Source organism: Neomegalonema sp. (genome assembly GCF_028688855.1).
Classification (GTDB): domain Bacteria; phylum Pseudomonadota; class Alphaproteobacteria; order Rhodobacterales; family Rhodobacteraceae; genus Neomegalonema.
In genome coordinates, this window is the sequence record NZ_JAQTXI010000019.1 from 26,243 (window position 1) to 49,281 (window position 23,039).

The following is a 23,039-nucleotide window of genomic DNA, read 5'->3' on the forward strand; positions in this document are numbered from 1 at the left end:
CGCTCCGCTCCTCATTCCTCAGGGAAGAAGCCGCCATGCCTCGCCTTATTTTCCGCATCCTTCTGATCTTCGCGCTCGCCGGAGCGGCGGGCTGGGGATATCTCTGGATCCGCAAGAACGTGAGCGCCGCCTCGATCACGGTCGGGGACCGGATCGTCGACGTCCAGGCGCCTTTGCTGATCCTCGGGCTTCTGCTCGGGGGGATCGGCTTCTACATGCTGATCCGGCTTCTGCGGCTGGTGTTCTTCGCGCCGAGCCTGGCGGCCAGGGCGCTGGAGCGTCAGCGCGAGGCCCGGGGCGTCGAGGCCGTGACGCGCGGCCTCGCGGCCATGGAGGTCGGCGACGCGAAATCGGCGCTCCACGAGGCGCGCAAGGCCGAAAAGCTGCTGCATCACCGCAAGGACCGCAGCCTCGCGCGTCTGGTGCAGGCGCGGGCCCAGACCCTCGCCGGCAACGCCGACGAGGCCCGGCAATATTACGAAGCCATGCTGGAGGCCCCCGGCACCGAGCTCGCGGGTCTGCGGGGCCTGACGGCTCAGGCGGCGGCTTCGGGCGACACGGCGAAGGCGCTTCAGCTGACGCGCCGCGCGGTGGAGCTGCGTCCGCGCGATCCGGCGGTGCTTTCGGCGGCCTTCGACACCCAGGTTGCGGCTCATGAATGGGGCGAGGCGCGCCAGAGCCTCGCGGCGAGCATCCTTGCGGGCGCCGTCCCGAAGGCGGTGGGCAAGCGTCGCGAGGCGGCGCTGCATCTGGCCGAGGCCATCGAGGCCGATCTCGCGGGCGACAGGACGCGCGCGCTGGAGGAATCCCGCGCGGCTCTGAAGATCGCGCCGGGGCTGTCTCCGGCGGCGGTTCTGGCGGCGCGGCTGCTGGCCGACGGCGGCGAGAAGGAGAAGACCGAGGCCGCGCGCCACATCGAGGCGGCCTGGGCGCAATCTCCGCATCCGGACCTCGCGGAGGCCTATGCGGCCCTCGCGCCGGACGATCCGCCCGACACGCGCCGCAAGCGCCTTCAGCGGCTGATCAAGAGCTATGCGGATCATCCGGAATCGCGGCTGCTGTCGGCGGAGCTGGCGCTCTCGGCGGGCGACGCGGCGGCCGCGCGCAAGGCTCTGGCGGGCATGGAGGTCAATCATCCCGGGGCGCGGGTCTTCGCGCTGATGGGGGCCGTGGCCCGGGCCGAGGGCGCTTCCGAGACCGAATTGCGGCAATGGCTGGCTCGGGCGGTTCAGGCGCCGCGCGCAGCCTGGACCTGCGAGTCCTGCGGTCTGACGGCGCCGCGCTGGGTCTGCTGCTGCCCGCAATGCGGAAGCTTCGACAGCTTCCACTGGACCTGGCCTCCGGCTGCGCCGGTGGCGGACGGCCATGCTCTGGCGGCGGCGATGGCGCCTCTGCTGGAGGGCGGGCCTCGCGCGGCCTCCGCCCGACCGGGGCCCGGCGTGGAGGCTCCGGCTGCTCCGCCGCCGCGTCCGGCGCCCGGGAGCGAGCTGGTGCCGGTGCCGCCGAAAGCGGAGGGCCCGGAGGCCAGACCGGCCTGAGGCCGGGCGCTCCGCAGAGATCTGAAACCCGAGGAGGGGAGCGGTTCCAGGCCGCTCCCCTTCGTCTTTCGGGGAGGTCTGCGCCGATTGCGTCGCCGGAGGACGGGAGCTCGGCGAACCTGCGTTTTTTCGCTTGCGCGACGTGCGGGCTGCCCCTATGGTCCGCCCCGCGCCGCAGTAGCTCAGCTGGTAGAGCACGTCATTCGTAATGATGGGGTCGGGGGTTCGAGTCCCTTCTGCGGCACCAGATCTCCCCTGAAGTTCCGGATCGTCGCGCGCCTTCGGAGGATGTCGGAGGCGCGGCCTCGCATGGCCTCGGCGAGAGGCCCCCGAGCGCGCGGACCGCCCGCCCTCCGGAGCAGGCGCGCAAGAGCGGGAGCGCCCCGGCATGACCACACCCCAGACAAATCCCCCGGATCATCGCCTCTGCGTCGCGCCGATGCTCGACTGGACGACAGGTCCTTGCCGATTCTTCCACCGTCGGCTGTCCCGCCGGACCCGGCTCTATACGGAAATGGTCGTGGCGGAGGCCCTGATCCGCGGCGACCGCGAAAAGCTCCTCGGGCATGATCCCGAAGAACGCCCGCTCGCCCTCCAGATCGGCGGCTCCGATCCGCGCCGCCTCGCCGAGGCCGCCCGCATCGGCGCCGAAGCCGGTTACGACGAGATCAACCTCAACGTCGGCTGCCCCTCGGACCGCGTGCAGTCCGGAACTTTCGGCGCCTGCCTCATGCGCAGCCCCGATCTCGTGGCCGAGGGCGTCGCCGCCATGATCCGGGCCGTCGGCGGAGCGGCGGAGATCACCGTGAAATGCCGCATCGGCGTGGATGATCAGGAGCCCCGCGACGTCCTGCCCGACTTCATCGAACGCGTCTCGGCGGCGGGCTGCGGAGTCTTCATCGTCCACGCCCGCAAGGCCTGGCTGAAAGGGCTCTCGCCGAAAGAAAACCGCGAGATCCCCCCGCTGGATCACGAGCTCGTCCATGAGGTCAAGGCCGCGCGGCCCGATCTGCGGATCATCCTCAACGGCGGCGTCGAGAGCCTCGACGTCGCCGAAGCCCACCTGGCCCGGGGCCTCGACGGCGTGATGATCGGGCGGGCCGCCTGGCGCGATCCGGTCGCGGTGCTGGCCTCGGCGGATCGGCGCATCTACGGCGAGGCGGTCCCCGACGCCGATCCCTTCGCCGCCGCCGAGGCCATGCGGCCTTATCTGGCGGCGCGGCTGGCCGAGGGCTGGCGGCTCGGGGCTCTGGTCCGGCCGATGATCGGGCTGTTTCTGGGGCGTCCGGGCGCGCGGCTCTGGCGACAGAGGCTTTCGGAGGGCGCAGCGAAATCCGGCCCGGGGCTGGAGCTGTTCGACGAGGCCCTCGCCGCCATGAGGGCCGAAACCCTCCGCGCGCAGGACGCCGCCTGACGGGATCTGCGGACGAAGGAAAGGGGCCGCCTCTCGGTTGGAGAGGCGGCCCCTTCGTCGTTGCGGTCGGGCGGAGGGCGGATCAGTAATCCATCTTCCAGTTGATTCCGGCCTTGGTCTCGCTCTGGCCGATCTCGGCGTCGATGACGATGTTGTTGAAGGTCTCGATCTCCACGAGGGCGGTGGTCTGGCCCGTGCCGAGATCCTGACGCGCCCCCACGAACACCCCGTCGGCGACGTATTTGCCGGTCGAGATGGCGGCGCCGCCGTCGGTTCCCTCCTCGATGCGCAGGGTGTCCACGCCCGCCACGTCGCGGAGCATGTCCATGGCGCCGGGGCGTCCGCTCATGAGCGTGGCCACGCCCGCCGCCAGCTGCGCCGCCTCGATGGCGGAGAGCGACTGCTTGGAGCGTCCGAAGAGCAGGCGCGGCAGCACCTCTTCTTCAGGCAGGCCCTGGTCCGAGCCGAAGGAGACCTTCGGATCCGAGGAATAGCCCGCCACCTGCAGCCAGCCGCGGATGTCGTTGGACTCCGCCGTCAGGCGCACCGTCACATAGGGATCGAGATCTCCCGAGAAGCGCACCTCGCCGATCTCCAGATCGAACTGACGCCCGAGGAGATCCAGCCAGCCGCGCCGCTTCTGGATCATGCCGTTCACGCGGGGCGCTCCCGCATGGCCGGTCACCTGGAGCTGGCCGCCCCATTCCGATTCCAGACCGCGCCCGCGCACATAGGCCTGGCCGGGGATGTTCACCACGAGGTTCAGGTTGATCCTCTGGCTGGCGGCCGAGGGCGCGCCTGCGGCGCGTCGAGGGGTGCGCGGCGCCGAGAGCCCCACCGGAGTCGCCTCGATCACCACCAGATTCGGAGCCCCGCCGCCGATCAGACGGAACTCCAGGAAGTCGTTGTCGATGCGCCCGTTCACGTTGATCGAGGCGGCGTCTCCCCGGGCGGTGATCTCGCCCGAGACGATGGCCGTCAGATCGTCGCGCCGGGCGGCGGCCATGCGGTTGACCCGGACGGTCGCGTCCAGAACCCGGCTGGAGAGCACATAGGAGCCCATGGCCGAGATCTGGCCGCCATAGCCGTCGTTCCCCTGCGCGGTCAGCGTCAGGCGTCCGTCGGCGGAGAAGGTCGCGTCGGCGCCGAGGCTCTGGACCACCGTGCCGTATTCGAGATTCTCGTAGCGTCCGTTCCGGATCTGCAGGCCGCCCGCCGTGCGCGGCGCCGCCAGAGAGCCCTCCAGCGTGGCCGAAAGCGTGGCCGAGCCCGAGAGCAGATGATCCGGCAGAGGCAGAAGCGGCCAGATCTCGCCGAGGTCGCCCGCCCAGGAGGCTTGCGCCGAAATCGGGCCGTTGCGGTCGGGCATGGGGATGCCGCCGCCCGGCAGCAGGGTCAGGCGGGCGTTGGCCTGGAGGGGCTGGCGGAAGCTGGCGCTGGTCATGGTCAGGGAGGCGGTGAGCTGCGTCCCCGACCAGGAGCCTTCGGCGTTGGCCTGGATCGGCGAGGTGAGCCCCGCCTCGCTCAGGGTCATGCCTTCGGTGCGCAGGCTGAAGCTCCCCGAGTTCCGGCGCGAATCCATCTGCGCCTCGCCGAAGAGATGGCCCTCGGCGGGCGGCGCGCCCGCGAGGCTCAGCAGCCGCAGGGGCAGATTGTGCAGCACCAGATGTCCGAAGGAGCCGCTCGGGGCGTAGGTCAGATAGCCGCCCAGCATCCCCGAAGCGCCGAGGCGCAGGTCGAGGTTCTGGAAGCCGAAGCCGCCGTCCGGCGTGGGGCGCAGCTCCACCGCCTGAGCCAGAGAAAGGTCTTCGCCGCTGATCCGCCCGTTGAAGCGGTGCAGCGTGACGCCCTTGAAGCCGCCCGCCGCGTTCACCCGCGCCTGAAGGCTGAAGCTGTCGAGTTCGCGCAGGCCCTCGTCGAGCAGGTCGCCCGTGCCGTCGAAGGTCGCGTCGAGATCCGAGAGCGGCCCTTGCAGCGCCGAACGCACGTCGGTGAGCAGGATCCCCGCCGCCTCCAGGCGCTGGCCGTCGAGATTCGCCCGGATGTAGGGATCGGCGCCGAAGGCGTCGTCCACCTGGGCGTTGAAGTTCAGGCTGGTGATCCCCGCGAGGAAATCGCCGTTCTGCGCGATGCGCAGATTCGAGGCCGCGCCGCGCGCCAGAACCGTCTGACGCCCGCTCTGGCCGCTGAAGCTGAGGTTCGCGTCCAGAGCGCCCGTCGCCTCATAGCCGAGCAGGGCGCCGATGGGCCCGAGGCTGGCCGAACTCAGCAGAGCGGAGCCCTCCATGAGTCCGCCCGAAGCCATGTTCAGGCGGCCCTCCGCGAAGAGCCCCAGGCCTTCGAGGCGGAAATGATCCAGCTGGATCTGTCCGTTCTGCGAGGCGAAGCGCGCCGAGGCCGTCAGGGGGCCCTGCGGAGTCTGGGCGCTGAGGCTGGCCTCGCCCTGAGGCGCCGAAACCAGGCGCGTCAGATTGAACTGCGCCTGAGCGTCGCCGAGGGCGCGCCCGTCATGGGCCAGAGCCCGCAGGCTCGCCGAGCCTCGCGCCGAAGGATCGGCGAAGGGGCCTTCGATCCGGGCGTCGAGCTTGCCCGCGCCGGAGATCTGCGCCCCCGCGAAGCCCGAAAGCGGCGAGAGGTCGGGGAGATCCGCCGTCACGTCGAGGGCCATGGCCTGATTGGCGAGGTCCACCTGTCCCGAGGCGCGCAGATGGCCCGCCGCCATCCGGACTTCGGCGGGGTTCAGCAGAAGCTGACGCGTCGAGGGATTGTAGGAGCCCTGAGCCGAGAGGGTCGCCTCGCCGAGCAGTTGTTCGATGCGCGGATCTCCCATGCGCGGGCCGGAAACCCGCGCCTGGGCGCTGAAGGGAATCGAGCCGTCGGGCTGGGGCGAGCTGGAGAGATCCAGATTCAGCCCCGCCAGGCCGTATTTCCCGTATTGCAGGCTCTGGCCTTGGGCGGTCGCCTGGAGGCGGGGCGCGGAGAGCGTCCCGTCGATGCGTCCCGAGGCCGAGAAGGCGCCGCCGAGCGTCTCGCCCGCAAGCTGCGAGAAAGGCGCGAGATTGCCGATGTTGGCGCTGAAATCGAGTCCGAGCGTCTGGTCCCTGGTTCCGAAGAAGCCCGAGACCCGCGCCGAACCAAGGCCCGCCGTCACCTCGCCGGGCTCCAGACGGAGCAGGCCGGTGGTCGGGTTGAAGGAGCCCCGCGCGCTGAGGTTCACGTCGCCGATCAGGGCGTCAAGCTGCGGATCTCCCATGCGGGGGCCGCGCGCCTGAGCCGAAACCGTGAAGGGGATGGTCCCGTCCGGCTGAGGCGCGCCGGAGAGGTTCAGATTCAGCCCCGCGATCCCGTATTTTCCATATTGCAGGTTCTGGCCCTGCGCCGCGAGGGTCACGCTGGGGGCCTTGAGGCTCCCCTCCACGCGGCCCGAAGCCGACAGAGATCCGCCGAGAGCCTCGCCCGCCAGAGCGGAGAAAGGCGCGAGATTGCCGAGATTGGCGCTGAAATCGAGTCCGAGCGTCTGGTCTTTGGTCCCGAAGAATCCGGAAACCCGCGCCGAGCCCGCGCCCGTCGAGACTTCGCCGGGCTCCAGACGGAGCAGGCCGGTGGTCGGGTTGAAGCTCCCCTGCGCATTGAGGCTGACGTTTCCAAGCAAGGCTTCAAGCTGCGGATCGCCGAAGCGGGGTCCGGCGGCCTGAGCCTCCACCGAGAAGGGGATGGTCCCATCCGGCTGAGGCGCGCTGGAGGCCTTCAGATTGAGCCCGGCCAGGGCGTATGGGCCGTATTGCAGGCTCTGGCCCTGGGCCGTCAGGCTGACGCGGGGCGCCGAGACGCTGCCGTCCACGCGGCCCGAAGCCGAAATCGCGCCGCCGAGAGTCTCGCCCGCAAAGCTGGAGAAGGGCGCCAGATTTGCGATGTTCGCGCTGAAATCGAGGCCGAGACTCTGGTCTTTGGTTCCGAAGAAGCCCGAGACTCGCGCCGAACCCACCGCCGAAGTCGTGACTTCGCCGGGCTCCAGACGGAGCATGCCGGTCTCGGGGGTGAAGCTGCCCCGAGCGTTCAGCGTCACGTTTCCAAGCAGGGCCTCAAGCTGAGGATCGCCCAGACGCGGCGAGACCGCTTGCGCCTCGACGCTGAAGGGAATCGTCCCATCGGCGCCGGGGGCGCTGGAGACCTTCAGATTCAGCCCCGCCAGGCCGTATTTCCCGTATTGCAGGCTTTGCGCTTCAGCCGTGGCGTTGACGCGGGGCGCCTTGAGGCCGCCTTCCACGCGGCCCGAGGCCTTCAGAGCCCCGCCCAGAGCCTCGCCCGCCAGGCCCGACAAGGGCCCGAGATCGCGCGCGTCCAGGTTGAAGTCGAGGCCGATGGTCTGGTCCTTGGTCCCGAAGAAGCCCGAGGCTCGCGCCGAGCCGAGGCCCGTCGAGATCTCGCCGGGATCCAGCTTGAGCAGGCCCGTCTGCTGGTTGAAGGAGCCCTTGGCGTTCAGCGTCACGTCGCCGATGGCGGCGTCAAGCTGAGGATCGCCGATGCGCGGCGAACGGAGGTCGCCCGCCACGGAGAAGCCCATGGTTCCATCCGCCGCAGGCGAACTGGAGATGTCGAGGTTCAGCGAGGCCGCGCCATATTTCCCATATTGCAGGCTCTGGCCTTGGGCGGTCGCGTTGATCTTGGGCGCCGTGAAGCTTCCCTCCACGCGGCCTGCGGCCTTGAGCGATCCGCCGAGCGTCTCGCCCGCGAAGCGGGAGAAAGGCGCGAGATTGCGCGCGTCCACGTCGAAATCCAGGGCGAGGGTCTGGGCTTTGGTTCCGATCTGGCCCGAAAGCTTCGCCATGCCGAGTCCGGTCGTGATCTCGCCCGGCTCCAGACGCAGGAGTCCCGTCTTCTGGTTGAAGCCGCCGCGCGCGTTGAGCTTCACATCGCCGATCAGGGCGTCAAGCTCCGGATCGCCGATGCGCGGGGAACGGACGTCGCCCGTCGCGGTGAAGCTCAGGGCGCCGCTCGCATTGGGCGCGGCCGAGAGATTCACATCCAGAGCCGCCGCGCCATAATCGCCGTAGCGCAGGCCCTCGCCCTGAGCCGCGAGGCTCACCTTGGGCGCGGAGAGCGAGCCCTCGACGCGGCCCTCGGCCTTGAGCGAGCCCGCCAGAGTCTCGCCCGCCAGACCCGAGAAAGGCGCGAGATTGCGCAGGTCGGCGTCGAAATCCAGCGCGAGGCTCTCGTCCTTGGTCCCGAAGCGGCCCGAGACCTTCGCCGAGCCCGCGCCCGTGACCGCCTCGGCGGTTTCGAGGCGCAAGAGGCCCGAAGAAGGATTGAAGCTTCCCGCCGTCTTCAGAGTCACGTCGCCGAGCAAAGCCTCAAGCTGCGCGTCGCCGAGCAGGGGGCCCTGCGCCTCCACGTCGGCCTCGAAGGAGACCACGCCGCCTGAGCCGGGCGTGGTGCGGGCCGAGATCTTCAGCCCCTTGGCGCCGTAGCGGTCGAAGACGAGGTTGTCGCCCGTGGCGTCGAAGACCAGACGCGGCGCCGAAACCTCGCCCGTCAGACGGCCTTCGGCCTTGAGCGATCCGCCGAGCCTCTGGCCCGCCTTGGCGGAGAGCGGCGCGATGTCGTCGAGATCAGCGGCGAAGCGCAGATCCAGAGCCATGGTCCTGGAGTTGACCGTCCCCGAGAGGTCGGCCCCGCCCATGGCGGTCTCCAGATGCGTGGAGGTCAGGCGCAGGAGCCCGCTCTCCGGATCGAAAGAGCCCTTCGTGGTCAGCGAGGGATCGCCGAGCAGGGCTTCAAGCGCCTCGTCGCCGAGGTTCGGCCCGGCGATTTTCAGATCCGCCTCGAAATTCAGCGCGCCGTTCGCTTGCGGCGCGGCTGTGGCGGTCAGGGCGACGCGATCCGCGCCGCGCCCGTCGAAGACGAATTTCGTGGCCTCGCCCTGCAGCGTGACGCTCGGCTGCGTGAAGGAGCCCTTCGCCGAACCCGAGCCCTTGAAGGCGCCGCTGAGAGGGGCGCCCGCATAGCCCGAGAGCAAGGCGAGGTTCTTGACGTCGGCGTCAAAGGTCACGTCGAGGGTTTGAGCCTTGGTCTCGATGCGGCCCTTGAGGTCGATCTGACCGATGGCGGCGATGACGCGGGCGGAATCCAGCACCACCCGGCCCGTCTCCTGATTGAAGGAGCCCGTCGCCCGGATGCGCGGCTTGCCGCCGAGCACGCGCCGCAGATTGGGGTCGTCCAGCGGCGCGCCGTCGAGCGTGGCGGTGGCGGTGAAGGGGAATTCGCCGTCCTCGCGGGGCGTGGGGCCATATTCGACCTCAAGCTCGGAAAGGCGGTATTGCTCGTAGAAGAGGTCGACGCCGCCGCCCTTCACGCCGATCATCGGCTTGTCGAAGGCGCCCGCGAGGCTGATCGAGGCGCGGATTTCGCCGCCCATCTCGGCGCCCCCCGCCAGGGGGGAGAGGCTCGCGAGGTTCAGCCCCTCGGTGTCGAGTTCGAGGTCCATCTCCCGCCCGGCGAGGTCCACCTCGCCCTTGACGAGGATCTCGCCCGGCGCCGCCGTCAGATGCGAGGAGGCGAAGTTCAGCTTCTGCGCCGCCGGATCGAAGGAGCCTTCCAGCGAGAAGGTCGGATTGGGGCCGATGGTTTCTTCAAGGGCCTCGTCGCCGAGGCGGGGGCGGTCGAGCGCCAGATTCAGGTCGAAGGGCAGGGCGCCCGAAGGCCGCAGCGTCGCCGAGCCCTTCAGCGAGGCTTCCTCCGCGCCATATCGGCCGTAGCGCGGCGCCTGAGCCGCGAGGTCGAGGTTGATCCGGGGCGCGTCGAGCGAGCCGCGCGCCTCGACGGTCAGGCGGCCCGAGCCCGAAACGGGCTCCGGCGCCAGAGCCGAGAAGACCGCCAGATCCGGCAGATCCGCCGTCAGGTCCATGTTGACGGTGCGTTCGGTGAGATTCGCCTCGCCCGAGATGACCGCTTCGCCCGCGGCGAGGCTGGCCTTGATCTCGTCCACAGTGAGCAGGCCAGTCGCCATGTCGTGGATTCCGCGCCCTTCCAGACGCGGCGTCTCGCCCGCCAGAGAGGTCAGGGCGGGGTCGCCGAGGTCGGGCTGACGGATCTCCGCCGTGAAGCTGAAGGGCGCGCGCCGATCCTTGCGGGTCTGGCCTTCGGCCTCCAGCGCCACGGAGAGGGCGCCATATTGCTGGAACTTCGGATCATCCACCTGGGCGGTGGTGCGGAGCTGCGGCTCGGAGAGGCTGCCCGTCACCGCCGCCTGACCAGCCGCCGCCGAGAAGCTCAGGCCCGGCGCGAAGCCCGCCAAAGCCTGAGGATCGGTCACGCGCCAGTCGATGGCGAGGTCCACGCGGTCCTGCGCCGGAGAAATCTCGCCGGAGAAATCCGCCGCCAGAGAGGCCGAGGAGATTCCGCCCTTCGCGACGCGCATCACCCCCGGAGAGGATTCCGCCACGTCCAGCGTGATGGTCGCCTCTTCGCCGAGCGCCGCCTTAATATTGGGATCGCTGGAATCCAGCCCGCGCAGGCCCGTTTCGAGCTGAAGCGCATGGACGCCCTCGGCGCCCGCCTTCTCCACGGTCAGATTGAAGTCGGCGGCGCCGCTCAGGTCGATCCCCGCCAGACGCGCGAAAGGCGCGATCTGCTGCGAAACGCCGGTCAGGCTTCCGTCGAAAAGCTTGGTCCCGACGTCGAAGGCGCCTTGGCCGTCCATCTGGAGGCCCTCGGCGCGCAGAGTCAGGGCCTCGATGGCCGCGACGGACTGCGCCGCGCGCCATTGGCCTCGCAGATCAAGGGTCGGCTCGGCGCCGAGGGCCTCCAGCAAGGCGGGGTCTTTGGGCGCGAAGCCCGTCGCGCCGATCTGCGCCGTGAAGCGGGAATCCGCGATCCCGCCTCCGGCGGGCGCCGAGGCTCCGGCGGGCGGGGCGGCGTCGATCTTCAGCCCGATGCGGCCCACCGCGCCGAAATCGCCTTGCAGCCCCTCGACCACCGCGTCGATATGGGCCGTCGGGGCTTTGAGGTCGCCGGTGATCTCGGCTTCGCCCTGCATGGCGGTGAAGCGGGTGGGGGCGATCACCGCGTTGAAGGCGGCCACGTCGCGGGCGCGCCACGAGATCTTCAGCGCCGAATCGCTGGAGCCCGGCGAGAGAAGCCCCGCGCCTTCGGCCTCCAGAATGGGGCTCTCGACGCGGAAGGCGTTGAGCTCATAACCGCCGCTGGCGGTCTGGCGGCCGTCGAAGGTCAGGGTCGAGCGCTCGCCCAGAGCCCGCCGCCAGGTCGCCGAGGCGCGTTCGTCCGGGGCGATGGCGCCCGAGAAGGTCACGGCGGGCGGACCCCGGAAGGCGACGGAGCCTTCGCCTGTGGCCGCGCCCATCTCGCCGATGCGGCCACCGATCTGGAAAGGCAGATTCTCAAAACCGCCGTCGGCGGTGAAGGTCAGCTCCACGTCCTGTCCGGCGGGCAGGCCCGCCGCCGTGGCCACCAGCCCCCCCGCCTGCTCCGAGGCTTCGAGCGAGAGCTTGGCCTTCCCTTCGTCGAAGTCGAGGTCGCCGGAGAACTTGAACGCGCCGCGCCTTCCGTCGGTGCGGGTGACGGTCAGGCTGGCGGTCTGTTCGTCGCCGACGTCCGAGAATGAGCCCTCGACCCGCGCCTGGAGCGCCTGAGGCGCCAGCTTGTCGCTGACGGTCAGCTTGTCGATGCGCAGCTTGTCGATGGTCAGGCTGGTCGGAGGCCGCGGCCAGGCGAAGGAGACCTGGGCCTCTTCGCCGGGGGGATCGCCGCGCCCGATGGGCGCGCGCAGGACGTTGATCTCTTCGGCGCTGAGCGTCTGGAAGTTGAAGCGCGCCCGCAGCAGCGAGCGCACCCGCCAGTCGATGACGATTCCCTTCGCCGTGACCCATTCGCCGTCGCCGTCCTTGAGGCTCAGGGTCTCGATGCGGGCGAATCCGTCCTCGGGCCGCGTGACGCGCCCCAGCTCGATCTCGAATTCTCCGGGCGCGTTGATCTGGCGCACGGCGAACTGCAGCACGTCGTTCCAGGCGCCTTCGGTGTCGAGGAAGGCGGAGGCGGGGGTGGTCCAGCCGAGGCTCAGGCTGAGCGCGAGGCCGGCGGCGCCTGAGCGCAGGATCGTCTGTCGCTGGGTCATCAGAAGGCCTGCCCGATGCTGAAGTAGAGTTGATACCGGTCGTCCTGCGGACGCGGGTCGATCGGCACGGCGACGTCAAGGCGGATCGGCCCGATGGCCGTGTAGTACCGGAGCCCGAGGCCCGCCGAGAAGCGGACGTCGTCGAATTCGCTGAAGAGCTCGCGGCCGACGATTCCCGCCTCCACGAAGGGCACCACGCCGATGCTTTCGGTGACCTTGGCGCGCAGCTCCAGAGCCGCCTCGCCGAGCGTCAGCCCGCCGACGGGATCGCCGTTTCCATCCAGCGGATTGGCGAACTTCAGGGAATAGCCTCGCAGAGAGCCGCCGCCGCCCATATAGAGCTGACGGGTAGGGGGCACCTTGTCGGGACCATCGGCGAAGATGGCCGCTCCGCGCAGACGCCCCGCCAGCACGAAGCGTCCGTCCTCGTCGATGGCGTAATAGGCCGAAGCCGTGGCGTCGGTGGAGAGGAAGGCGGTCGCGTCGCCCTTGTAGACGCCGCCCCAGGGCGTCGCCGCCAGCCCGAGCCGGAAGCCGCGCGTCGGATCCAGCAGATCGTCGGTGTTGTCGAAGCTCAGCGAGACCGGCGCGCCGAGCAGATAGCTCCATTCATGCTCTTCGCCGGGGCGCTCGACGCGGGCCACCTCGAAGGCCAGCCCCGCCGCGCCGCGCCAATGCTCGCCGAGGATCTGGGCGACGCCGATTCCGCCTTCCGCCGCGAAGGCTTCATAGGCGTCGGTGTCCTCGTGGTAGATCTCGAGCTCGGCGGTGAGGTCGCGGTTGCGGTGATGGAAGCGCGGCTTGCGGAAGCCCAGATCGAGGCTCTGCTTGTTGAGCGAGCCGTCCAGCGTGACGCCGAACTGCTCGCCGCGCCCGAACATGTTGCGATGCTGCCAGAAGACCCGCGCGCCGGGCCCGTCGACGGTGGAGTATTTCAGGCCGCCGCCGATGGTGCGATGCGGAGCCTCCTCCACCTCGATGTGCACGGGGGCGACGACGTAGGCCGCTTCGGGCGGCTCCTCGGCGATGCGCAGGCTCACCGCCTTGAACAGCCGCGAGGCGGTCAGATCGCGGCTGACCTCGGCGATCTCGGCCCGCGAGACCGGATGTCCCTCGGCCCAGGTGGGGAACTGCAGCACGTAGTCCGGCTGCACGCTGGTCAGGCCGGAGACGGTGGTCTCTCCGTAGGCGGCGTAAGGGCCGGTGGCGATCTCCGTCTCGACGCGGAGTCGGTCGTCGTCCCAATCGGCTTCGGCGGCGCGGCCCGACTGCTTCGCCCAGGGGTTGCCGGAGTTCTGGAAGGTCCCGACGAGGCGGCTCTCGGCGCTGGCCACTTCGGCGCCGCGCGCGGGGCCGCCCACATGGCGCTGAGCCTCGGCCTCCTCCATCGCCCAGAGGATTTCGGCCTCCGAGGGCGGGGGCGTGAAGGCGAACTCGTGCTTCTCGATGAGGAAGAGCGGGCCCTTCTCCACCTCGATCACCGCCAGGGGGCGGAGATCGGGAGCGGGCTTTTCGGCTTCGGCCCTTTCGCGCTCGCGCTCCAGCAGAAGGTCGTAGGCGGTCTGAGGGGCGGCGGCCTCGTCGGGCGCGCGGCCGTCGGCGTAGATCTTCACCTCGGCGCGGCCCTTGTAGTAGCCTTCCGACTTCAGGATGCGTTCGATGATCTCCTTGTCGGCCTCGGCGCGGCGACGCAGCAGCGGCAGGCTCGCGGGGGGGCGGTCCTGCATGCGGTACAGCCGCGTCGCGGCTTCGATCAGCCCCGTGATTCGCGCGTTTTCGGCGGAATCCCCCTCTTCGAGCCCCTTGACCTCGATCTCGTAGAGCACGCCCTCGGTGGCGCTGAGCCTCGGCAGATTCATCAGCGGGCGCTCTTCCTCTCCGGTGAACCAGCTGGTCACGCGTCCGAGAATCGAGCGGAATCCCTGGGGCTGCTCGGGCGCGGAGGCGTCCACCAGCGGCGAGGCCGCCGCCGCCTCGGCCGCCGAGAGCGAAGCGGCCAGCAACGCCGGATCGGTCGCGGCGGCGCCCTGATCGGTCGCCGGGACCGCGCCGAGAGCCGGATCCTGCAGGTCCCTCGGCGCAGGCGAGCCGAGGTCCATGAAGCTTGCGCAACCCGCCGTCAGGGCGCCGAGCGCGCAGGCGAGTCCGGCTTGGCGGAAGGTGCGGCGGAAGGTCATGCGGCGGGCTCCGTCTGGGGGGGCGTGGAACGGCGAGGCCGACGCGCCTCTGCGAGGGCTCGATTTTATGTGCATGACACGGCTGAAAAACAAGGTAAATGGGCGCGACGATCTTCGCGGCCGCCCGAGCGTGGCCGCCATGGCGCCTTGGGGCGAGCCCCCAGCGGCCCGCCGGGATCCCGGAGCGGAGCGAATCATGACGGCTCAGATCATTGACGGAAAATCCTTCGCGGAGCGTGTACGCGCGCGGGTGGGAAAGGCTGTGGCGCGGCTCGGGACGGAGCGCGGCCTGACGCCGACTCTGGCGGTCCTGCTGGTCGGCGAGAACCCGGCGAGCCAGGTCTACGTCGCGAGCAAGGGCAAGACCGCCAGAGCCCTGGGCGTGGGCTCCCTCGAGCGCATCCTCCCCGCGACGGCGTCCCGGGCGGAGGTCGTCGCCGTGGTGGACGAGCTCAACGCCGACCCGGAGGTGCACGGGATCCTGATCCAGCTTCCGCTCCCGAAGGGCCTCGACGAGGATGAGATCCTCGCCCGCGTGGACCCCGCCAAGGACGTCGACGGCTTTCATCCGCAGAACGTGGCGGCTCTGGCTCTGGGGCGTCCGGGGCTGGTTCCCTGCACGCCGCTCGGCTCCCTGATGCTGCTCAAGGCGCAGCTCGGCGATCTCTCGGGCAGGGAGGCCGTGGTCCTGGGGCGCTCGCGGATCGTGGGCGCGCCCATGGCTCAGCTTCTGCTGCGCGAGAACGCCACCGTGACCATCGCCCATTCGCGCACGCGGAATCTGCCGGAGACGATCCGTCGGGCGGAGATCCTCGTGGCGGCGGTGGGGCGTCCGGAGATGGTGAAGGGCGAATGGCTGCGTCCCGGCGCGACGGTGATCGACGTGGGCATCAACCGCCTGCCGCCCGACGCTTCAGGCAAGGCCCGCCTCGTCGGCGACGTGGATTTCGCTTCGGCCGCGCAGGCGGCGGGGGCGATCACGCCGGTTCCGGGCGGGGTGGGGCCGATGACCATCGCCTGCCTGATGCACAACACGGTCCTCGCCGCGACGCGTCAGGCGGGACTCCCCGACCCCGAGGAGTTCGCCGGGCTGGTCGGCTGACTCAGGTCAGCCGATCCGCGATCCGGCGCTGTTCGATCTCGCCTTCGAGCCTCAGCCGCTCGGAGGCGGTTTCGATGGCGACCTCCATCCGCGCGAGAAGCTCGGCGGGAGTCCCCTCGGGCTGGATGCGCTCGGGCAGGAACTCGATCACCGCCAGGCCGGGCCGCTTCGGCCCGCGCTTGGGCCAGCAGAGCCCCACGTTGGTCGCCGCCGGAACGCAGGGCATGCCGAACCGCTGCGCCAGAACCGCCGCCCCGATCTTGTAAGGCGCCTTGACGCCCGGCGGAATGCGCGTGCCCTGGGGATAGATCACGATCTGGCCCCGCTCGCCGCGCTGCTCGGCGAGGCGCTTGCTCATGCTCTCGAGCGCGGCCTTGCCCTTGCCCCGGTCCACCGGCGCCGCCCCGATGCGCAGCGCGTAGAACCCGAGGATCGGCGTCCACATGATCTCCTTCTTCATCACGTATTTGCCGCGCGGCAGGGCGTGCATGAGCAGCAGGATGTCGAGATAGGACTGATGCTTGCTCGCGACGACCACTTCCTCGCCGGGCTTGGGCGGCTCGCCCCTGATCTCGACGCGGACGCCGCAGATCACGCGCAGCAGCCAGAAGACGTTGCGCGAATAGGTCTTCATGATCCAGTAGGTCGCATCGCGCGAGGCGATGGCGGCGGGCGCCGCAAGCAGGCCGAACACGAACATCCAGCCGTAGATGAGGACGTCGGCGATCACGGAACGAAGGCGCATCATGTCAGGTCTCCCGGCGCAAGGCGGCGAAGGCGGCGGCCCGGGCGGCGAACATGGCGGCCAGAGCCGCCGCTCCCACCACGCCCAGAGCGGCGAAAGGCCACCATCCCGGAATCTCGAGTCCCGGCGCGAGTCCGCGCAGATGGGCGGCCCGCGTGAAGGCGACCACCACCCCCATCCCCAGACCCACCCCGATCAGGGCGCCGAGGCCCCCCAGAACCAGAAAGCGGCGCTGATAGATCGCCGCCACGAAACGGTCTTCGGCGCCCGAGAGCCTCAGGGCCGCGATGACGTGGCGCTGCGCCCCCATGCCTCCCCGCACCGAAGAGACGATGGCCGCCAGCATCGCCGCCAGAACCGCCGCCAGCGTGCAGATCGCCGTCAGACGCACCGCGCGGGCGGCGGCGGCGGCGCGTCCGCGCCAGACGTCGTGGCCGTCGTAGGTCGCCTGAAGCTGCGCGCCGTCGAGCCGGGCCTGCATCACGCCCGGATCGGGCGGAGAGGAAGGGTCCAGCGTCACCTCGATCACGCGCGGCGCCGGCAGCGAGTCGAAATCCTCGCCCTCGCCGAACCAGGGCTTGAGCAGATCCGCCACCTCCTCGCGCGTGAGCGCCCGCGCCCTCTGGACGCCCGGCGTCTCGCCGAGCAGCCGCAAGGCGGTCTGGACGCGGGCGTCGGCGCCCTCGTCGAAGGCGGAGACCCGCACCGTGGCCGCCGTGGCCAGCCCGTCCGACCAGAGATCCGCCGCCCGCGAGGCTCCCACCGCCGCCGCCAGAGACAGACAGGCCACGAAGGCCAGAGCGCCCACGATCACGGCCATCAGCCAGCCTCCTCCCGCGTCGGGCGGGATGAGCGCGCTGCGGCGTGGTTTCGTGAGGGCTCCCATGGGCGGCTCCTGAGGCGGTTCCGGGAGAATCCCCGGAGGAGGTCAGACGGCGAAGGCGCCGTCCACCAGCTTGAGGATGGGCGCGCCGTAGCGCGCGGCGAGGCTCACGTCATGCGTGGCGATGAGCACGGTCTTGCCGATGCGGTTCATCTCCAGGAACAGCCGCATGATGCGCTCGGCCATTTCGGGATCGACGCTGCCCGTGGGCTCGTCGGCGAGGATCAGGTCCGGAGAGGCCACCACCGCCCGCGCGATGGCCAGCCGCTGCTTCTCGCCGCCCGAGAGCTCCGGCGGACGGGCGTAGATCTTGTGTCCGAGCCCCACCCATTCGAGCATCTCGGCGACGTTCTCGCGATAGCCGCTCGCCCGCGCGCCCGCCACCCGCAGCGGCAAGGCCACGTTCTCGGCGGCGGTCAGATGGTCGAGCAGGCGGAAATCCTGGAACACCACTCCGATGCGCCGCCGGAACCAGGCCGACTCGTCGCGCGAGAGGCTGGAGGCGTCGCGGTTGAAGATCGTGAAGCGTCCGCGCGTCGGCGCCGATTCGAGATAGAGCATCCGCAGGAGCGAGCTTTTGCCCGCTCCGGAGGCCCCGGTCAGGAAATGCAGGGAGCCCGAGCCTAGCCTGAAGTTCAGATCCCGCAGGATTTCCGCGCCCCTTCCATAGCGAAAACCGACATTTTCAAACTGAATCAAGACGGGGCTCCACTTTCGCGCGCGGCGGCGCGCTTGGCGCGGCGTGCGCCGGACGCTATTTAAAATTCTCCGTCCGGGCAAGCGGTCGCGCTGCGGAATCCGGATGGACTCCCGAGCGCGAAAGGGGTTTCGCCGATGATCGTCTCCTGTCCGGAATGCCGCGCGCGCTTCATGGTGGACGACGCCCTCTTTCCGCCGCGCGGAAGACGGGTGCGCTGCTCCTCCTGCGGCAAGGCCTGGTTCCAGCCCGGACCCGTCGCGGCGGGCGTCGCGGCCGCAGGCGCGGAGGCCGCTCCGGCGCCGCCCGGCGCGGCGCGTCCGGAGGGCGAGGGCAGGCTCACGGGCTGGCTCTTCGCGGGGCTGGGGGCTCTGGTGGCGGTTCTGGCCGGGGCCTACGCCTTCGCGCCGCAACTGGCCGCGCGGGCTCCGGCTCTGGCGCCGACGCTCGAATCCTACCGGGCGGCGGTCGGCTTCGGGGCGGGCGCCATCGGCGGAGGCGGGGGCTCGGGCGCCTTCGACGGCCGCCACTTCAGCGTGATCGACCCGCTCTATTCCTATGAGGATCCCGACGAGGACGAGATCGCGGCGGCGGGAGCTCCGCGCTTCGTGATCGTCTCGGCCAGTCTGGCGAATCTGGATTCGCGGCCGCATCCGGCGCCCCGGCTCAAGGCCACCCTGCGCGACGCGCAAGGCGATCTGGCGGCGGAGGCCTACATGGGCGCTCTGGAGGACAGGACCATGCTGGCGCCGCGCGAGACGGCGCATTATTTCTTCCGCGTGCCGCTGCGCGACCGGCGCGAGGTCGAGGTGACGCTGCGGGCCGTGGAGGCCAAAAGACCCTGAGATCGGGCGCGATCCTGTAAAATTCTCCGCAAATTCCGCGCGGGCCTTCAGGATCCGCGAAGCGCGCCGCCCTATCCTGTCCGGAGAATGGAGGATGGGGGCATGGTCCGTTTCACGAAACTCCTCCCGAAGGGCTTGCGGCGGCTTGGCGTCGCGGCGGCGCTCGGGAGCCTCATGGGGGGAGCCTGCGGGGGCGCCTGCCAGGCCGAAAGTCCGGCGGGACGTCCGGAGGCGGCGGCGCGCGAATCGCGCCTCGCCATGCGCGCGCCGCTCGCGAAGGAGACGGCGGCGCGTCCTCCGGCCCTCTCCGCGGAGGCGGCCGGGCTGGAGGCGGCCCGCGCGCAGCAGGCCGAGGCGGCCCGCAAGGGCGTTCTGGCGCTTCTGGCGGTGCTGGCTCAGGGCGGTCCGGAATCCGCCCTCTGGGCCGACTCCGGACGCGGCCTCAGACCGCGTCGGACTTCACGAGCCGCAGATGGCCGCGATCCTTCAGCCCAGGCTCCTTGCGGGCGCCGTCTTCGCCCTCGGCGCGGAAAGGCCTGACTCCGCCGGGCTTGCGTCCGCCGTCGATGGCGGTCAGCACCGGAGCGCCCTGAAGGGCCCGGAAAGGCGGAGAAGCCCGGAAGGGATCGCGTTCGCGCGGCGGCGGCGTCCGGAAGGGGTCGCGTCTGGCCTGTTCGGGCGCGGCGGCGGGGCCGGGGCGCGTGAAGAGCCGTTGAGCCGGGAGATCCTCGGCGGCCTCGTCCGAATCGATGGGATAGAGGTTCACCGTGTCGACCCAGTGGTGGATCGGGTCGTAGACGTTGGCGAAGGCGCGCTCCTCGCCCATGTAATAGCCGCAGCCGAGGATCCGGGTCAGCTCGTCGCGGTCCGAGCGCAGCGGCATGTAGAGGAATTCGGCGCCGTAGACGAATCCGCCGCGATTCTCGACCGTGCAGGCCACATGGCCGATGGTCGGGCCGCTGACCACCCGCAGGATGAGGTCGCGCACCTTGGCGCGGTCCTCGCCATGCCAGAGCGCCAGGGCGCTCATGCCGCGCAGCTCCATCCCGAAGGCTTCGCAGAGCCGCGTCCCCGCCAGGCGGAAACGGATGTTGTCGGCGTTCTGGACTTCCAGGATAAAGGTGCTGTCGAGCAGCGGGGCGATCTCTCGTGGATCGACCTCGTTGCGTCCAGGGGCCAGACGGCCGTCGCGGAGGGCGTTCCAGTAATCATAGAGCGCGCGCGTTTTCGGGTGTCTCATGCTCGTTCTGCCCCAAGATCAGACGTTTTCCGAGTGCTTTTGCGAGAAGCTTTTCCCGAGCCTTCGCAAGCTTTGTGCCGAAAAACGCCCCGATCTTGCCATGGTCGGGCGGGAACGGAAAGATCTTTCCGCAGATTCACCCCAAAATGAAACGGATCAGATGAAGATTTGTAAACGTCATATCTGAGCGTGGCGCTGCCAAGCCCTTGAATTTCCCGAATGAGGAATGGATCTCATGAATTTGTGCGAGCCTGCCGAGGATTTCCTCGCCGCTGCGAAAAACCTTCTCGGCCCGGCGGGCTGGCGGGCCGGGCCGGAGGCCGCAGGCTATCTGACCGAGCCGCGCGGATTGTATCAAGGCAGGGCGGCTCTGGTCGCGCGTCCCGACTCGACGCAACGGACGGCCGATCTGGTGCGGCTCTGCGCGCAGGCCCGCGTCGGGATCGTGCCCCGGGGAGGCGGCACCGGGCTGGTCGGCGGACAGGTCAGGCCCGAAGGCCCGACGCCCATCCTCCTGTCTCTGGAGCGGCTCGGCCGCACGCGCGCCGTCTCGCGCGCCGACGAGGCCATGACCCTGGAGGCGGGCGTCACGCTCGCCGCCGCTCAGGCCGTCGCCGAGGGCGTCGACCGGCTCTTTCCGCTCAGCCTCGCCTCGGAGGGAAGCTGCACCGTGGGCGGAGTCCTCTCCACCAACGCGGGCGGCGTGCAAGTTCTGCGCTACGGCAATGCGCGCGACCTCTGCCTCGGGCTGGAGGTGGTGACCGCTCAGGGCGAGATCTGGGACGGGCTCTCGCCCCTGCGCAAGAACAACACGGGCTATGATCTGCGCCATCTGCTCATCGGCGCCGAAGGGACTCTGGGGATCGTCACGGCGGCGACGCTGAAGCTCTTTCCGCGTCCGCGGGCCTGGGCGACGGGCTTCGCGGCTCTGGCTTCTCCGGCGGCGGGTCTGGCGCTGCTGGCCCGGGCGCAGGAGGCCGGCGACGGCGCGGTTTCGGCCTTCGAGCTGATGCCCGCCTTCGGTCTGGATCTCTCCTTGCGTTTCAATCCTGGAACGGCCTCGCCTCTGGCGGCCCCGACTCCCTGGATGGCGCTGGTGGAGATCTCCGGCGCGCGGCCCGAGCCTGTGGCCGAGGCGCTCGAAGCGGCCTTCGGCGCGGCCTGGGAGGCGGGCGAGATCTCCGACGCCGCCCTGGCCGCCAGCGAAGCCCAGCGCCAGGGGCTCTGGAGGCTGCGCGAGAGCCTCTCCGAGGCCCAGAAGCTGGAGGGGGGCGGAATCAAGCATGACGTCTCTCTGCCGCCGCGCCGCATCCCGGAGTTTCTGGAGCAGGCCGCCGCCCTGATCGAGCGTCTGGCGCCCGGCGCCCGGCCCTGTCCCTTCGGGCACATGGGCGACGGCAACCTGCATTACAACGTGCTGCCTCCGAGCCTCGCGGAGAAGGGCCCCTTCCTCGCCCGCTGGCAGGAGATCAGCGAGGCCGTGCATGATCTCGTCCTGAGCTTCGGCGGCTCGATCAGCGCGGAGCATGGAATCGGGCGGCTCAAGGCGCGGGAGCTGGCCCGCACCGCCGATCCGGCGAAGATGGCGATGATCCGCCGCATCAAGACGGCCATGGATCCGCTCGGGATTCTGAATCCCGGCGTCATCCTGCCGGAGAGCCCCTGACCGCCAGACCTTTACGCGCCCGCCCTGCGGCGATAAGACCCCCCGACCAATCCTTGAGGAAATCCCGTCATGACCGCCGCCTCTTCGCCGCTCGTCTGCCGCTTCGCGCCTTCGCCCACGGGCTATCTGCACATCGGCGGAGCCCGCACGGCGCTGTTCAACTGGCTCTACGCGCGCGGCAGGGGCGGCAAGTTCCTGCTGCGCATCGAGGACACCGACCGCGCCCGCTCCACGCCCGAAGCCACCGAGGCCATCTTCAACGGCCTGAAATGGCTCGGCCTGGACTGGGACGGCGAAGCGGTCTCGCAATATTCCCGCGTCGAGCGCCATCGGGCCGCCGCCCGCGAGCTTCTGGAGAAGGGCGCGGCCTATCGCTGCTATTCTCCGGCCGAGGAGATCGACGCCGCCCGCGAGGCGGCCAGGGCCGAAGGCCGTCCCCAGCGCTTCGACAGCCCCTGGCGCGACGCCAAGCCCGAGGACTGGCCCGCCGACAAGCCCTGGGCGGTGCGCATCCGGGCCCCCCGCGAAGGCGCGACCGTGATCCGGGATCACGTCCAGGGCGAGGTCGTGATCCAGAACGAGCAGCTGGACGACATGATCATCCTGCGCTCGGACGGCGACCCGACCTACAACTTCGCCGTGGTGGTGGATGATCACGACATGGGCGTGACCCTCGTCATGCGCGGCGTGGATCATCTGACCAACACCGCCCGCCAGAGCCTCGTCTACAGGGCCATGGGCTGGGATCTGCCGGAATTCGCCCATGTGCCGCTGATCCACGGCCCAGACGGCGCGAAGTTCTCCAAGCGCCATGGCGCTCCGGCGGTCGAGAACTACCGCGACATGGGCTATCTGCCCGAGGCCATGCGCAATTACCTCGCGCGGCTCGGCTGGAGCCACGGCGACGACGAAGTCTTCTCCACCGAGCAGGCCATGGAGTGGTTCAACCTTGAATCGCTCGGCAAGTCTCCGGCGCGCTTCGACTTCGCCAAGCTCGAGGATCTGAACGCCCGCCACATCCGCGCCGCCGAAGACGAAAGGCTGGTCGAGGCCGTCGAGGAGCTGCGCGCCCTGCGCGGCGAAGCCCCGATTCCCGCCGCGAAACGCGAACTCCTCCTGCGCTCCATGCCGGGGCTCAAGGAGCGGGCCCGCACCCTGACGGATCTGGAGGATTCAGCCGGATATCTCTTGAAAGACAGGCCTCTGGACCTCGATGAAAAGGCGGCGGCGCTTCTCTCCCCCGAGGCGAAAGCGCGCATCGCCCGTTTGACTTCGCTTTTGCAGCATGTTAGCGAATGGAAAGCGGAGAATTTGGAAAGCGCCGTGAAAGATTATGCCGAGGCGGAGGGGATGAAGCTCGGCAAAATTGCGCAACCTCTGCGCGCCGCCCTGACGGGACGCAGCGTCTCTCCGGGCGTCTTCGAGGTCATGGAAGTTTTGGGCCGTGCGGAAAGCCTCGCGCGGCTGGAGGCGCAGGCTTCTTGAAGCTCCGGCGAGTCCGCAGGGCTGAGGAAGAATCGCGCCTGTTCGAGATCCGCGCCGGATTCGTCCGGCGCGCGAGACTGCGGCGCAGCGCGACTTCATGGCGCGCGCCGGGGGAGC

At 70.0% G+C, this 23,039-nt stretch carries 12 protein-coding genes and 1 tRNA gene; 7 read left to right on the forward strand and 6 right to left on the reverse strand.

The window, feature by feature from the left end:
• Window positions 1-35: 35 nt before the first annotated feature.
• The 3 genes from PHN62_RS13525 to dusA all read left to right on the forward strand — a co-directional run bounded on the left by PHN62_RS13525 (window position 36) and on the right by dusA (window position 2,952).
• Window positions 36-1,538 carry a heme biosynthesis HemY N-terminal domain-containing protein gene (locus PHN62_RS13525; protein WP_300151520.1) on the forward strand — a complete coding sequence of 501 codons (1,503 nt, stop codon included), beginning with the start codon at window positions 36-38 and terminating at the stop codon, window positions 1,536-1,538.
• Between the two features lie 171 nt (window positions 1,539-1,709).
• Window positions 1,710-1,785, forward strand: a tRNA-Thr gene (locus PHN62_RS13530).
• A 141-nt stretch (window positions 1,786-1,926) separates the two neighbouring features.
• Entirely contained in the window at window positions 1,927-2,952 is a 1,026-nt protein-coding gene (gene dusA, locus PHN62_RS13535; protein WP_300151523.1) for a tRNA dihydrouridine(20/20a) synthase DusA, read from the forward strand.
• Between the two features lie 82 nt (window positions 2,953-3,034).
• On the opposite strand, the gene PHN62_RS13540 is transcribed toward dusA, so the two are convergent.
• Together PHN62_RS13540 and PHN62_RS13545 are read right to left on the reverse strand one after the other, a co-directional pair.
• Complete coding sequence (locus tag PHN62_RS13540; RefSeq protein ID WP_300151525.1) at window positions 3,035-12,082, reverse strand: translocation/assembly module TamB domain-containing protein; 9,048 nt, start codon at window positions 12,080-12,082, stop codon at window positions 3,035-3,037.
• Window positions 12,082-14,259 carry an autotransporter assembly complex family protein gene (locus tag PHN62_RS13545; RefSeq protein WP_300151527.1) on the reverse strand — a complete coding sequence of 726 codons (2,178 nt, stop codon included), beginning with the start codon at window positions 14,257-14,259 and terminating at the stop codon, window positions 12,082-12,084. The genes PHN62_RS13540 and PHN62_RS13545 overlap by 1 nt, the downstream gene beginning before the upstream one ends.
• Before the next feature lie 196 nt (window positions 14,260-14,455).
• Between PHN62_RS13545 and folD the strand changes: the two genes are divergently transcribed.
• Complete coding sequence (folD, locus tag PHN62_RS13550) at window positions 14,456-15,361, forward strand: bifunctional methylenetetrahydrofolate dehydrogenase/methenyltetrahydrofolate cyclohydrolase FolD (protein ID WP_300151529.1); 906 nt, start codon at window positions 14,456-14,458, stop codon at window positions 15,359-15,361.
• Between the two features lies 1 nt (window position 15,362).
• On the opposite strand, the gene PHN62_RS13555 is transcribed toward folD, so the two are convergent.
• The 3 genes from PHN62_RS13555 to PHN62_RS13565 are packed head-to-tail and all read right to left on the reverse strand — an operon-like array spanning window position 15,363 to window position 17,688.
• Window positions 15,363-16,109 (reverse strand): 1-acyl-sn-glycerol-3-phosphate acyltransferase, encoded by a 747-nt coding sequence (locus tag PHN62_RS13555; RefSeq protein ID WP_300151531.1) that lies wholly within the window; start codon window positions 16,107-16,109, stop codon window positions 15,363-15,365.
• Window position 16,110: 1 nt separating this feature from the next.
• The gene (locus PHN62_RS13560; RefSeq protein WP_300151533.1) at window positions 16,111-16,992 is read right to left on the reverse strand and encodes an FtsX-like permease family protein; all 882 of its coding nucleotides are present in this window, start codon (window positions 16,990-16,992) and stop codon (window positions 16,111-16,113) included.
• A 42-nt stretch (window positions 16,993-17,034) separates the two neighbouring features.
• The gene (locus tag PHN62_RS13565) at window positions 17,035-17,688 is read right to left on the reverse strand and encodes a cell division ATP-binding protein FtsE (protein ID WP_300151535.1); all 654 of its coding nucleotides are present in this window, start codon (window positions 17,686-17,688) and stop codon (window positions 17,035-17,037) included.
• Window positions 17,689-17,823: 135 nt separating this feature from the next.
• Between PHN62_RS13565 and PHN62_RS13570 the strand changes: the two genes are divergently transcribed.
• The gene (locus tag PHN62_RS13570; RefSeq protein WP_300151537.1) at window positions 17,824-18,531 is read left to right on the forward strand and encodes a zinc-ribbon domain-containing protein; all 708 of its coding nucleotides are present in this window, start codon (window positions 17,824-17,826) and stop codon (window positions 18,529-18,531) included.
• 442 nt (window positions 18,532-18,973) lie between these two features.
• Here the strand turns inward: PHN62_RS13570 and PHN62_RS13575 are convergent, their stop codons facing one another.
• Window positions 18,974-19,771: a PAS domain-containing protein gene (locus tag PHN62_RS13575; protein WP_300151539.1), complete on the reverse strand. Its 798-nt coding sequence runs from the start codon at window positions 19,769-19,771 to the stop codon at window positions 18,974-18,976.
• A 235-nt stretch (window positions 19,772-20,006) separates the two neighbouring features.
• Between PHN62_RS13575 and PHN62_RS13580 the strand changes: the two genes are divergently transcribed.
• The gene (locus PHN62_RS13580) at window positions 20,007-21,437 is read left to right on the forward strand and encodes an FAD-binding oxidoreductase (RefSeq protein ID WP_300151541.1); all 1,431 of its coding nucleotides are present in this window, start codon (window positions 20,007-20,009) and stop codon (window positions 21,435-21,437) included.
• 69 nt (window positions 21,438-21,506) lie between these two features.
• Window positions 21,507-22,922, forward strand: a complete 1,416-nt coding sequence (gene gltX / locus PHN62_RS13585; protein WP_300151543.1) for a glutamate--tRNA ligase — start codon at window positions 21,507-21,509, stop codon at window positions 22,920-22,922.
• Window positions 22,923-23,039: the final 117 nt, after the last annotated feature.